The following is a 13,103-nucleotide window of genomic DNA, read 5'->3' on the forward strand; positions in this document are numbered from 1 at the left end:
GAGGCCACCAAATCCCTGAATTCTTGAACATTTATGGCACACTGAACGGCGTTTGTTAAGATTATAACTCACACTTCGTTTCTGATGTATAAACTGATATGACTGAACCCCTGTTCACGGCAAGAAACCAAAGGTCCTCCCTCATGTCAGATCAACACGCAAACAAAAAACAAACCGCCCCAACCGAAGGCGAAGTTGAGCATGCTCTTGAGCACATGGAAGAACTGCCAACGATTCTGGCCGAAGTCGCGACACGTTCACAAGAAATGATCCGTGAATTTAACGAACGCCACGCCACTGACCCCGAATGGCAGGCCACCGCGCGCTCAGAACTCAACTTGACCGAATTGGTCGGCTTGCCCGAAACCTTTGCCGAGCTGACCCGTCAAATGATGTCGGAACCGGAGCATCTGGCCAAGGCGCAGATGAAGTTTTGGGAAAACGGCTTAAAGCTGCTGGGCTATTTCAACGCCCGAATGGCCGGACACAAACCGGAACCCATCGCCCAACCCCAACGCGGCGACAAACGATTTTTGGACAAAGACTGGAAAGAAGATCCCTACTTTGATTTCCTCAAGCAGCAATACTTGCTGTTTTCAACGTGGGTTGACGATTTGGTCAACGGGGCCGATGGGCTTGATCCTCATGAACGGCAAAAGGCTCAATTTTTCACCCGCCGCCTGACCGACGCCATGGCGCCCACCAATTTTTTGCTGACCAATCCCGAAGCCTTGCACGAAACCATCGAAACACGCGGCGACAACTTGATCAAAGGCCTGGAAATGGCCATCCAGGACATGGAAAAAGGCCGAGGTCGCCTCAATGTGCGCACCACCAAAGAAGGGGCCTTTACGCTTGGGGTCGAACTTGCCAACACGCCGGGTAAAGTGATCTTTCGCAACGATTTGATGGAACTGATCCAATACACCCCCACCACAGACAAGGTGCGCAAAACGCCTTTGTTGGTGGTGCCGCCTTGGATCAATAAATTCTACATCTTGGATTTGGGCGCTGAAAAATCCTTTGTCCGTTGGGCCGTCGAACAGGGCCACACGGTGTTCATCATTTCCTGGGTCAACCCTGACGAAAGCCTCAAAGACAAAGCCTTTGAAGATTATCTGGTCGAAGGCCCCTTGGCCGCACTGGACGCCATCGAACAGGCCACCGGCGAAACCCAGGTGAACGCCATCGGCTATTGCATTGGCGGCACCTTGTTGGCCACCACGCTGGCGTACCTTGCCGACCAAGAACTTAAAGGCGGCGCAAAAAACCGCATTAAATCGGCAACTTTTTTCACAACCCTTCTGGATTTTTCGGATGTGGGCGAATTGTCGGTGTTCATCGACGACGGCCTGGTCGGTCGCTTGGAAGAACACATGAAGGACAACGGCATTTTGTACGGCCGCGAAATGGCTTCGACGTTTTCGTTGCTGCGCGCCAATGATCTGATTTGGTCGTTTGCCATCAACAGTTATCTGATGGGCAAAGACCCGCGTCCGTTTGATATTTTGCATTGGAATTCCGATTACACCAACATGCCCGCAGCCATGCACACGTATTATCTGCGCCACATGTATCTGGAAAATCGTCTGCGTGTACACGGTGGCATCGAAATCAAAGGCGTAAAGATTGACCTGGCCAAAATCAAAACCCCCAGTTACTTCCTGGCCACCAAAGAAGACCACATCGCACCGTGGAAAACCGTCTATGAAAGTTCACGCCTGTTGAGCGGTCCAACCAAATACGTGATGTCCGGATCGGGTCATGTCGGTGGTGTTATCAACCCACCAAGCCGCAATAAATACGGCTACTGGACCAACAGCGCCAAGCCGAACAAAGCCGGAGCGTGGCTGGAAGGCGCGTCTCAACACCCGGGGTCTTGGTGGAACGACTGGAACAAATGGGTCACCCGGTACACGGGCAAAAAAGACCAAGCCCCGCGCAAACCCGGTAAGGGCAAACTGAAGGCATTGTGTGCGGCACCGGGCGAGTACGTCTTAAAGCGCAGCGACTAACTCAGTTCACGGGCTCAGTTCACGGGCTCAGTTCACAGATACTGTACGTTCTGGCGGGAATTTGAGAATCACGCACGTTCCCTGCCCGAGCGTGCTTTCGATACTCAATGTCCCGCCGTGCATTTCCATCAACTGCGCGGCCAACGGCAAACCTAAGCCTGTGCCTTCGTAGCGCTTGCTCAGATGATGACCGTCAACTTGACCAAAGGGACTGAGCGCCACGTCGATATCGTGAAGAGACATGCCGATGCCGTTGTCGATGATTTTCAGTTCAAAGGCACCTTCCACACACGCCCCTTCGATATTGACCTCTCCGCCATGGGTGAATTTCAGGGCATTGCTGAGAATGTTCAGCAGCACCTGTTTGAGGCGCATACGATCACCGCGCAAGATAAACGGCAATCCTTCGCCAAGTCGATTGTTCAGCGTGTTATCATTTTTAAGAGCTTGTGCTTGAAGCATGGAGAGAACCTCCTTCACTTCGCGATTTACATGCACGTCGCTTTCTTCAAGAGTCAGTTGGCCCGCTTCAATTTTTGACAGGTCAAGAATATCGTTCACGATGTTGAGCAAGTTGTGGCCGCTGGTGGTGATAAAACTTGAATACTCCTTCAGCTTTGGCGGCAACACACCCATCACACCGGATGTCATCATTTCCGAAAAGCCGATGATGGAATTAAGCGGCGTGCGCAGTTCGTGACTCATATTGGCCAAGAAATTCGATTTTGCACGGTTGGCGGCAAGAGCCTCCATCACCGCGCTTTCTAAGTTGCGCTCCGTCTGCTTACGATCCGTGAGGTCCATGGCCATCGCTTGAAAATGCGTGACATGGCCTTCGTCATCAAAAAAGGCTCGATTGTTCCACCGCAACCACCGAGGCTCGCCAACTGTGTTGTTGGACATTTGCTCATACACAAAAGCGGGTTCATCAGGGGTGCAATTTTCCAACCTCCCCATGATGACAGACCGTTCGGCGTCAGAGACATGCTCTATCCATTTTTGCCCCACCCAATCTTGCGGTGTACCACCAAAAAATGCGGCCATGGGTTCGTTGACAAAAACCTCGGTCGTGTCCGGCAAAAAGCGATGCACCAAGTGCTCTTCGTTTTCCACCAATTCACGGTAGTGGGCTTCACTTTCACGGAGTTCTTCGGTGCGTTCATCCAAAACATCCAGCATGCGATCATACGCCAAGGCCAACGTACCAAGCTCGCCAGAGCGATAGGACATATTGGAACGCGCCGTGAAATCTCCGTCTTCGACCTTCCCGGCCAGGAGAATCAATTTGTTGATGGGATCAAGCACCAAAACTCGCACCCCTGTCCAACTCACAAACAAAGCGCCCACCGCCAAGCTCAACAACAAAGCAAGATGGATGTACAAATTTTCCTGCATATCCGCCAGCAAGGGAGGCAGCGGTGCAAAAGCAGCCACGACCGCCCCGCCGGGAATGCGCGAGACGCTGGCAAATCCGGCCAGCACGTCATGACCGTGTTCATCTTTAAAAATCAGCGCGCCGTCGGTCTTGCCGATCAATTGGCGCCCCAGCTCCGTGTCCGCGATGGATGAACCGATTTCAAACAGGTTTTGAGGATGGCTGGACATCACTTCGCCTTGGCCATTGATGACCACCATGCGCTGACCGTCAAGGCGTGACAAATCCGCCAAATAAGTCCTGAGCCACGTCATGCTCAGGCCATTGTTCAAGGTGCCGTTGACTTGCCCTTTGGGGTCAAACAATGGCAGAGAAAACACCAGTACGGGTTCCCCGGTCAGAACGCCGAACTTAAACGGGCTCACGGCAAACGATTTGGTCCGAAAGGCTTCAATGATGTTGGGCGACGTGCTGACGTCTTTCGGCGTTTTCAAAGGGCCGGAACTGCAGACGATAAACTTTTCGGCGTTGACCACGGAAAAGTTGGTGTATTTGGTGAACTTGGCCCCCACACTTTGCAACACGCGCATGCAGGAAAACAAGTTGCTGCCCAAAACCGCATTGGTCCCCGACAGGCCGGAAAGCAGTTCTTCGGATGTGTTGATGAGATCGTCAATTTTAGCTACGGCGTCGTGGGCGGCTGTGGTGAAGTCTTGTGTGACTTCCGCAATCCGCCGTTTCTTGTCTTGCGCGCTGTTATAAAAATCAAAGCTTGCGAGAGACACGACCACAGCCAGAATCAAGAAAAAGATTCTGCCTGAAATACTTTTGTGCACAGCCGTCTGGAATGCCATAGCCTTGAGCCCACTCTCAGCAAATTGACAAAATAATTTTTTATATGATCAGTATTGTAAGGTCAGTAAAAGTAACCACTGAAGTTCGCAACCGGCGCAAACATATACTCAGTGAATTGCCATATCAATACACCAAAAAGGAGAGGCCCGGATGTATTTGATCCACCTTACCAGTGGGGCGGTTTTTGATCCGCTTCGGGACCGTCGCCGACCTCATCTTCCAACGTGATGATGCGGTCTTTGGTGCGTTCAATTTCGCGTTCCAGATCTTCGATACGTTTCCATTGCTGGCTGACCATTTCGGACAAGTCCTGCATTTCCGCATCGCGATGAGCCAGCAGTTCTTCCACGACCTGAAGCCGGGCGTCGAAAGTATCATTCATCTCCAGAGGTTCCTTTTAACGTCACCGCGCTCAACAGTTCGCGTGCGGCAGCACGGACATCTAAATCGCGGGTGTAAGCTTGCTCCAACAACCCTTGAAGTTTGCCGTTGCGTTCGCGCATCAAGCGGTCGCGCAAAATGTCTTCGGCGGTTTTGATGATGCGCATTTGCAAAATTTGCCGCTTGCGCACCTCCATCTCGCCACTGCTTTTCAGGTGTTCATAATGGGTGATGATCTTTTGGCTAAGTTCAACAATGCCCTCGCCCGATTCCGCACTGGTGGGCACCACCGGAATGGTCCACGCTTTATCGCCCTTTCCGGGGCGGCCCAGATGCAACATGCCGTTGATATCTTGAATGGTGTGCGACGCGTCGGGCTTGTCGCATTTGCTGACCACATGAATGTCGGCGATTTCCAACACACCCGCCTTGATGGCTTGCACTTCGTCGCCAAGCCCCGGGGCCGAGACAACAATAACGGTGTGCGCCGCTTGCACGATGTCCACTTCGTCTTGACCGACCCCGACGGTTTCGATCAACACCACATCGAACCCCGCCGCGTCCAAGACGTCTACCGTATCCAAAGAGGCACGTGCCAATCCGCCCAACGCGCCACGGGTCGCCATGGAGCGAATGAACACGCCGTCATCTTCGGCAAAACCTGTCATGCGCACCCGGTCGCCCAAAATCGCCCCGCCGGAAAACGGGCTGCTGGGATCGATGGCGACGATGCCTACGGTTTTGCCCAACTTGCGAAATTCCCGCGTCAACGCCGCCACCATGGTCGATTTGCCGCTGCCGGGCACCCCCGTCAGGCCCACCACATGGGCGCGGCCTGCATGGCGATGGATTTGCGCCATCAGATGTTCAGCCGCGTCGTTGCGGCCTTCGGCAATGGACATGGCACGCGCCACCGCACGGGTTTTTCCCGCCAAAACGTCGGCGACTAAGTTTTCGGTTTCATCGGCCATTAAAGTTCGCTTTCGGTTTTTTTGTACTCTTTTGCCAACTGCACATAGTTGGGTTGGATATAGGCCATCATTTCGCGATCTTGGGCATTCACATCGCGCACATAACGTGCGGGCGATCCGGCCCACATTTGTCCCGCAGGGATGTGCTTGCCTGGCGTCACCAACGCGCCCGCCGCGACCAGTGCACCCTGTTCAACCACGGCCCCATCCATGACACAAGCCTTCATCCCGATAAAGCTGTCGGCATGCAAAGTGCACGCATGGATCAGCGCCATATGGCCGATGGTGACACGATCACCAATAATGGTGCCAAAGGGTCGCGACACATGCACGATGGTACCGTCTTGAATGTTCACCCCAGCCCCGATGCGAATCCCGTTGACGTCACCGCGCACCACACAGCCGTACCAGATACCGCTATCGGGACCGATTTCAACGTCGCCGGTGATGACCGCCGTGGCCGCCACAAAGGTGCTGTCGTCAATCTTCGGCAAAATGCCGCGATAAGGTAAAATGGTCGCCATCCGAAAAATCCTTTTATGTCTGCAGCCACGCGCGCAAAGCTGCCGTCACGGCCTCGGGCTGTTCGATGGGGCTCAAATGGCCACAGTCGGGGATCACCACCAACTTGGCGTTAGCGCCGATACCGTCCACCATTTCTTGATGCACTTCCACGGGGGTCAGGGCGTCTTGTTCACCACACAGCACCAACGTAGGGCAGTTGATTTTGGCCAGATCCGCGCGGCCATCCACGCGGTTCATAATCGCCGTCTGCTGGTCCACAAAAACGTCGGAGCCAAGCCGCGCCGCCATCTGGCCAAACACATTGGCGATGGCCGGCACGTTCATATGATCGGGATGGATCAAGTTGGGCAGCATCTCCGCCACAATGCCGTCGAGCTTTCCCGTCTCTGCAATCTTGATCAAGCGTTTGCGGTTTTCCGATTGTTCCGGCAAATCGGCACGCGCATTGGTGTCGATAAAGCCCAAATGGGTCACCCGACTTGGCGCTTGGCGCATAATTTCTTGGGCCACATAGCCGCCCATGCTGAGCCCGGCCAAGGCAAACTCATCCGGCGCTTCATCCAGCACCTGCTCGGCTAACGCCTCCATGGAATCGGCATCAGATATATCGGCGACGATCACATCGACGACATTGGACAACGCCACCACCTGATGCGCCCACAAAGCGGCATCGCACATGAGGCCGGGAATCAAAATAAGGGTCGGTCTGGATTTCATCACTTTATCATCCGGCTGATGTCTTTAAACGCGGGGGCATTCGAATGCCTGAGCCATTCGAACAGAACCATTTCCACCGTCACCACTTGCCCGCCCGCATGGCGAATGCGCTCAATCCCGGCTGAATGGTTTTCAACGGTGCGCGAAGCGGTGGCGTCTGCGACGACAAACACGTGGATGCCGTGGGCCAATAAATCAAGCGACGTTTGCAAAACGCATATGTGCGCCTCAATCCCGCAAATAACGGCCTGGCGTTTGCCCAAGTCGAGAAAGCGCGTTTTGAAAGCCTCATCCGCCAGACATGAAAAGCTGTTCTTTTCCAGCGGGCTGCCGGACGGCATGAAATCTTGCAGGTCGTCGACCGTCGGGCCGACACCTTTTGAATATTGTTCCGTCACCAATGCCGGGACGCCCATCATGTCCGCGCCCAGCAAGAGCTTCGCCGCGCCTTGAGGGGCACGCAAGGGATCGAACATCACAGGATTGAGTTTGGTCTGAATATCGACAACCAAAAGGCTGGAGGTGTTTGCATCAATGAGCACGTTTATCGGTTCCCTTGAGTCTAGGGTCAGGCCCTAATCGCGAACCGACACGTTAGCGCTGTCGGCGAGTTGGCGCAATCGTGCGTGTGCAGCGCAGCATGGATTGAGCCGTAAAGCCGCCTTCAAATCCCGCTATCCCTTGGTTTTCCCCATGGTTTGCGTTGACATTCAGCTAAGAACGTGTTGTTTATCGCGCCTCCAAAGGGGCGGATTGTCATGCCCACTTGTCGTAGAACCTGTTTCATTGGGGCCGACGCCCTGATTTTTTTGAGAAAGCACCCCTAAACCCCATGAGTTTTGCCGATACCGGACTGAGCGAAGACGTACTGCGTGCCGTAACCGATTCTGGATATGACACGCCCACCCCCATCCAGGCGAAAGCCATACCGCTGATCCTGATGGGTCGCGATATCTTGGGCTGTGCCCAAACTGGGACCGGCAAGACCGCGTCGTTTACGCTGCCGATGATCGACATCTTGGCCCATGGCCGCGCCAAAATGCGCATGCCACGCTCGCTGATTTTAGAGCCGACTCGCGAACTGGCCACCCAGGTTGCCGAAAACTTCGATAAGTACGGCAAGTATCTCAAGCTCAACAAAGCGCTTTTGATCGGCGGTACCGACATGAAGGCCCAGACCAAAGTGCTCGACGGCGGCGCTGATGTGCTGATCGCCACACCGGGACGCTTGCTCGATATGTTCGAGCGCGGTCACCTGTTGATGCGCGACGTGAAAATCTTGGTCATCGATGAAGCCGACCGCATGTTGGACATGGGTTTCATCCCCGACATCGAAAAAATCGTCTCCATGCTGCCGCCCATCCGTCAGACCTTGTTTTTCTCCGCCACCATGGCACCGGAAATCAAAAAGCTGGCCGACAAATTCCTGCTCAATCCAAAAGAAATTTCCGTCTCCGCCCCGGCATCCACCGCCGAAACGGTGACACAGGGCTTGGCTGTTATTCAACCCGGCGCGCAGAACAAAGGCTTGGACGGAAAGAAAAAGCTCAAACGTGAAGTCTTGCGCGAATTGATTGACCATGAATCTGTGAGCGACGCGATCGTCTTTTGCAACCGCAAGATTGATGTGGCCGCCGTTTACAAATCCTTGTCCAAACGCGGTTACAGCGTCGGCCAATTGCATGGCGATATGAGCCAGCCAGCCCGCACCGAAACGCTGGCCGGTTTCAAGAACAAAGACTTTAGCATTTTGGTTTGCTCTGACGTCGCCGCACGCGGCTTGGATGTGCCGAACTTGAGCCACGTCTTTAACTTCGACGTGCCCAACAATGCCGAAGATTACGTTCACCGCATTGGCCGCACCGGACGCGCCGGCAAAGAAGGCCATGCCTACACCATCGCTTTGCCTGAAGACGGCAAGTACGTCGCCGCCATCGAAAAACTGATCGGCAAGGCTATTCCGCGCCTGGAAACGAAAGACTTCGTAACCGGCGAGTTGAGCGACGATGACGGACGCAGTGGCGGCCGCGGTGGTCGCGGTGGTGCTGAACGCAGCGGTGGCCGCAGCAATGAACGGGGTGGCCGTGGCGAACGGGGTGGACGCAACCGCCAGTCCGCCGCCAAACCCAGCGAACCCGCTCCTGCAGTCGACACCCCTGATCCTGTACAAAACAACGCTGTTGAAGCAACACCCGTTGAAGCTCCAGCAGCTCCTGTCATCGAAACGGCTCCCGCCGTCGAGGTGGCTCCCGCCCCACAAAAGACCGAAGCCCCGGCACGCTCAGAACAGCCTGCCCGCTCCGAACGCTCCGAACGCCCCGCTCGCCAAGACCGCAATGGGGGTAGCCGTGACCGGGGCAGTCGTGACAAAAGCGCGCGCAATGACCGGAGTGGACGTCAACGCGGTGGTGAACTGCCCGATATTCACAATGAAATCTGTGACGGCCACATGCCCGCTTTCTTGTTGCGCGACCCTCTCGTAGCCCCAGAAAAGGCTCCTGAAAAGGCCCCCGCAAAAGCCAAGACGGCCCCTTCGAAAACGACGGACAAAGACAAGCCGACAGACGCCAAAAAGGCCGCACCCAAACGGCGGGCTCCACGCAGAAAACCTGCCGTCAAAGCAGAAGATGCGCCTGTAAAAGCCCCATCGGAAGCCACAACGGAAGACTAGGGTCGTGAAAGAGACTTCCGCTTATCTGTGGAAATTGACCATTGTCTTGCGCGACCTTGAAGGGCCGGAAACGCCCCTCAGCAGGATGTAATGGCGCGTCCTCGCAAGATAGCCGAGCGGATTATCCCGTGCCCCAAACTAAGGTCGCGTGTCGAAACGATTTTAGTATCCTAAAGCGTAATAGAATACGCTTTAGCCTTTTGCGACTATCGAAACAGGCTGAGCACATTACTGATGGCTTGTCCGACAAAACTCAGAGCCTGAATGCCGAGCGAGCTGCGGGTCTGCAGGGCCAGCAAGTTGGCACCTTCCTCATTGATGTCTGCGAGGACAAGCTTGTCTGCGCCTTCGGTAAGGTCGTTGGTGTATTGCTGAGTAAAATCGCTGCGCACTTGTAAGAGCGAGATTTGACTGCCCAGTCGGAACGATAGTCCGCGCACTGTGTCTAGCGCACTGTTGAGGTCTGAAATTGCTTGATCCCGTCCTGCTGAGGTGTCGAAATCCTGATAGTACCAGGAATGCGCAACGCCTAGGCCTTGCTTAGTAATCGTCAAGGTTTGGCGCACACCGCCTATGTCTGCTGTGACCTGGTTGTTGCTGTAGTCGGTGGAAACCACTGAGGTCCCATCGACGGAACCACCCGTGAGCCCCAGACTATACCGGCGTGCAAAAATGCCCTGACCCGCACCGTCAGCACCACCACCGTCCGTCCACGACACGACAAAATCGCCGTTGCTCAATGTCGCTATTTCGGCGGTGTCCTGGTTGCCGGCTGTGATTGTGTTGATTTGAAATTCGCTGCTGATGGATGTTCCCACGGAATCGTAACGCCGCCCAACAATGGCACCGGATGCCCCGTCGGCATTGTAGTCGACCCACGCGACCAAAAACCCACCATCGCTCATTTGGCTAACTTCTGGGCCGGCTTGGATGCCCGTATTTGTATTCACCTGAAACTCTGAACCGAGCTTAGAGCCGTCTGAATTATAGACTTGAGCATAAATGTCTTGCGTATTTTCTTCATGCCATGTCACGACAAAGCCACCGCCTGCGAGTCCTGTAACGCCAGAGGTTTGTTGGTTATTGGCCGTGGTGGTATTGACCTGAAACTCCGAGCCCAGTGCAGTTCCACTGGAATCATAGCGCTGTGCAAAAACACCGCTGCCGCTTCCATCGGCTGCGTTTTCATCGGTCCAGGTTACAATAAAATTGCCATTGGTTAACGTCGCGATGCGGGGGTTATTTTGGTTTCCAGATGTGGTGCTGTTGACCAAAAACTCACTGCTCACAGCGTTGCTGTCGGCATCAAATCGTCGCGCGTAAATGCCATAGCCACCACCGTCATCGTTGTTTTGGTTGACCCATGTCACGGCGAACCCGCCATCATCAAGCGCCGTAATTTCCGGCAAAACCTGATCGCCGGTGGTATACGTCGCGTTGACCTGAAACTCACCACCAACCGCAGAACCGCTGGAATCGAAACGTTGGGCGAAGATACCGATACCGTTTCCATCGGTTGCGTTTTCATCTTGCCACGTGACGACATAGCCACCGTTGCTTAAGCCGGTTACTGCGGGGTTGCGTTGGTTGCCCGCCGTCGTGCTGTTGATGACAAATTCATTGCCAATGGTATTGCCGCTGGCGTCATATTGTTGGCCGATAATCCCGGAAGAAGCGCCATCTAGCGCGTTGGCGTCATTCCACACAACGACATAGCCTCCCCCGTCCAAGGCAGCTATCCGATTTGCAGCCTGATCGCCAGCCGTTGTCGTGTTGACTTGAACATCAGCACTGTCAATGGCCTCTTGCGTGCTGATCGAGTTGGAAACACTGAAGGATGTCCCAGCGTCATTGGGGATCAGCTTGGCATCCCCACCGGTGCTGAGATAATAGCTCGACCCCGCGTACTGGCCGTTGATGTCGACCTTGCTGTCGCTTTTTTCGCTGAATTCTACGGTGTGGGTTGCGGTGGTGACGGCCTCGCCCGCAGAGGAAAGATTGGCCAGCAAATTGGTGCCCTGGTAATACGAGTCTCCCACCAGATTATTTAACTGGTTGAGCATCTCGTCAAATTGATTGGGATCGATGCTGCTGGGCACGGCGGAGGCCTGAACCAACCCTTTCATCTGCCCCAACATGCTGGTGACGCCGCTGAGGGCATTTTGCGCCGCCAGGACAAGGCTGACGCCCTGATCCATGCCGTCCTTGCGTTCCAGAAGGTCCTTGGTCCGATCAGATAAACTTTTGGCTTGAAAAAAGGATTCCGCCCCATCAATGGCACTGCTGACTTTAAGCCCAGTCGCCAGACGCTGCTGCGTGCGATCCTTCAACTTTGTTGTCTCTTTAAGAGACAGTAGAGCTTTGCGTTCTGCAGTTCCAAGACTGATGCCTGTCACAGGAACATCCTCCTTTAAAGGCATTTGCGGGCTTCTGCCCTGCGTATAATGTCATACTTATTGGAGAGGTTAAAACATGACCTTACAAAAAACAAGGCCAATGATTCACATGCGGTTGATTTATAAGGACTTAAGCTTAACCTTTGATCCGCTTAGGACGTCAGTTCCCCACGCCACGCCTTCACCACGTTGCGACCGCCCCTTTTGACGTCGTACAGCACTTGGTCGGCGCGTTCGATGGTTTTGGTGATGTGCTCGACCGTGTCAATTTCGGCAACGCCGAAAGACGCGGTTACACTCAGGTTTTCCCCCGCCGGACCATAGGGCATCTGTGTCTTTTCGATTTTGTCGCGCAAACGATCCAGGACCGAAACGGCGGTGTCCAGTTCGGTGTTGGGCAGGCACAGCAAAAACTCTTCCCCACCATATCGATAAACCATGTCGTAAGGTCGCAATTGGGCCGAGAACATGCCTGAGACGTGACGCAACACCATGTCGCCCACCACGTGACCATAGATATCGTTGATCTTTTTAAAATGATCCAAGTCCACCATCGCCAGAGAACACGGCAAATGAGACCGCCGCGCGCGTTCGCGCTCGTTGTCCAAATCCACCATCATATCGTGACGATTGCGCATGCCCGTGAGCGGGTCCATCTTGGTCAAGCCGCGCCAAGAATCATTTTGCAGTTGTTGCACCAAGCCGTTTATGTCCAGCAACGTGTTCATAAATTGGGTGTAATCATCAACCGGATGAGGTTCGCCATCGGCACGGACAGCCAAAAACCCGCGCACCTGAGCGACCATATCGTTAAGGCTTTCGCCCAAGGCTTGAAAACTGGGATTGTTGCGAAACGCCAAAGACGCATCGCTCTGATACCAGGCCCCCAACGGCACGTCAGACAGCGCCGCCACGGAAAAAGCCGAGATGTCGTGTTTCACCACAACCTGTTCCTGCCAGGTCTTAAACCATTCGGTTTGCTTTGAAATCGCCCGCTCTATTGCGCTGATGCCGTTGAGCACCGTTTCCGGCAAGACCATGACCGGACGGTCATCTTTCGCCGTGTTTTGCTTGTGTACCATTTTGAGGTTCCTCAGAACATCCCGGCGCATTGGGCGCGCCAAGTTCCTTTGTGGGTAGCAAAATTTAGAGAGATTCTCAATCGTCCATATGGCTCATGGTTGCCTAACGCCTCGC

The 13,103-nt window shown here is 54.3% G+C and carries 10 protein-coding genes; 2 read left to right on the forward strand and 8 right to left on the reverse strand.

Annotation, left to right across the window (positions count from 1 at the left end; genetic code table 11):
* Positions 1-143: 143 nt before the first annotated feature.
* Positions 144-2,015 carry a class I poly(R)-hydroxyalkanoic acid synthase gene (gene phaC / locus BEN30_RS05800; RefSeq protein ID WP_084005091.1) on the forward strand — a complete coding sequence of 624 codons (1,872 nt, stop codon included), beginning with the start codon at positions 144-146 and terminating at the stop codon, positions 2,013-2,015.
* A 27-nt stretch (positions 2,016-2,042) separates the two neighbouring features.
* On the opposite strand, the gene BEN30_RS05805 is transcribed toward phaC, so the two are convergent.
* The 6 genes from BEN30_RS05805 to BEN30_RS05830 all read right to left on the reverse strand — a co-directional run bounded on the left by BEN30_RS05805 (position 2,043) and on the right by BEN30_RS05830 (position 7,381).
* A complete protein-coding gene (locus BEN30_RS05805; RefSeq protein WP_170826974.1) occupies positions 2,043-4,175 on the reverse strand; it encodes an ATP-binding protein in 2,133 nt (710 codons plus the stop codon).
* Between the two features lie 236 nt (positions 4,176-4,411).
* Entirely contained in the window at positions 4,412-4,627 is a 216-nt protein-coding gene (locus tag BEN30_RS05810; protein ID WP_069957395.1) for a SlyX family protein, read from the reverse strand.
* A complete protein-coding gene (meaB, locus tag BEN30_RS05815; RefSeq protein ID WP_069957396.1) occupies positions 4,620-5,597 on the reverse strand; it encodes a methylmalonyl Co-A mutase-associated GTPase MeaB in 978 nt (325 codons plus the stop codon). Before meaB ends, BEN30_RS05810 begins: the two co-directional genes overlap by 8 nt.
* A complete protein-coding gene (locus BEN30_RS05820) occupies positions 5,597-6,121 on the reverse strand; it encodes a gamma carbonic anhydrase family protein (RefSeq protein WP_069957397.1) in 525 nt (174 codons plus the stop codon). The genes meaB and BEN30_RS05820 overlap by 1 nt, the downstream gene beginning before the upstream one ends.
* Positions 6,122-6,134: 13 nt before the next feature.
* A complete protein-coding gene (locus tag BEN30_RS05825; protein WP_069957398.1) occupies positions 6,135-6,839 on the reverse strand; it encodes an alpha/beta fold hydrolase in 705 nt (234 codons plus the stop codon).
* Positions 6,839-7,381 carry a hydrolase gene (locus tag BEN30_RS05830; RefSeq protein ID WP_069957399.1) on the reverse strand — a complete coding sequence of 181 codons (543 nt, stop codon included), beginning with the start codon at positions 7,379-7,381 and terminating at the stop codon, positions 6,839-6,841. The genes BEN30_RS05825 and BEN30_RS05830 overlap by 1 nt, the downstream gene beginning before the upstream one ends.
* 290 nt (positions 7,382-7,671) lie before the next feature.
* Here BEN30_RS05830 and BEN30_RS17865 point away from each other — a divergent pair, with 290 nt between their 5' ends.
* A complete protein-coding gene (locus tag BEN30_RS17865) occupies positions 7,672-9,510 on the forward strand; it encodes a DEAD/DEAH box helicase (RefSeq protein ID WP_084005093.1) in 1,839 nt (612 codons plus the stop codon).
* Positions 9,511-9,716: 206 nt separating this feature from the next.
* On the opposite strand, the gene BEN30_RS05840 is transcribed toward BEN30_RS17865, so the two are convergent.
* Positions 9,717-11,930: a flagellin N-terminal helical domain-containing protein gene (locus BEN30_RS05840; protein WP_084005095.1), complete on the reverse strand. Its 2,214-nt coding sequence runs from the start codon at positions 11,928-11,930 to the stop codon at positions 9,717-9,719.
* A 128-nt stretch (positions 11,931-12,058) separates the two neighbouring features.
* Entirely contained in the window at positions 12,059-12,988 is a 930-nt protein-coding gene (locus BEN30_RS05845) for a diguanylate cyclase (RefSeq protein WP_170826975.1), read from the reverse strand.
* Between the last annotated feature and the right edge of the window lie 115 nt (positions 12,989-13,103).

Source organism: Magnetovibrio blakemorei, assembly GCF_001746755.1.
Taxonomy (GTDB): domain Bacteria; phylum Pseudomonadota; class Alphaproteobacteria; order Rhodospirillales; family Magnetovibrionaceae; genus Magnetovibrio; species Magnetovibrio blakemorei.

What these genes read in the sequence shown, in the direction of transcription:
- BEN30_RS05845 (WP_170826975.1), bottom strand. Translation starts at nt 12,988, where the DNA reads ATGGTACACAAGCAAAACACGGCGAAAGATGACCGTCCGGTCATGGTC.
- meaB (WP_069957396.1), bottom strand. Translation starts at nt 5,597, where the DNA reads ATGGCCGATGAAACCGAAAACTTAGTCGCCGACGTTTTGGCGGGAAAA.
- BEN30_RS17865 (WP_084005093.1), top strand. Translation starts at nt 7,672, where the DNA reads ATGAGTTTTGCCGATACCGGACTGAGCGAAGACGTACTGCGTGCCGTA.
- BEN30_RS05820 (WP_069957397.1), bottom strand. Translation starts at nt 6,121, where the DNA reads ATGGCGACCATTTTACCTTATCGCGGCATTTTGCCGAAGATTGACGAC.
- phaC (WP_084005091.1), top strand. Translation starts at nt 144, where the DNA reads ATGTCAGATCAACACGCAAACAAAAAACAAACCGCCCCAACCGAAGGC.
- BEN30_RS05840 (WP_084005095.1), bottom strand. Translation starts at nt 11,930, where the DNA reads ATGCCTTTAAAGGAGGATGTTCCTGTGACAGGCATCAGTCTTGGAACT.
- BEN30_RS05825 (WP_069957398.1), bottom strand. Translation starts at nt 6,839, where the DNA reads ATGAAATCCAGACCGACCCTTATTTTGATTCCCGGCCTCATGTGCGAT.
- BEN30_RS05810 (WP_069957395.1), bottom strand. Translation starts at nt 4,627, where the DNA reads ATGAATGATACTTTCGACGCCCGGCTTCAGGTCGTGGAAGAACTGCTG.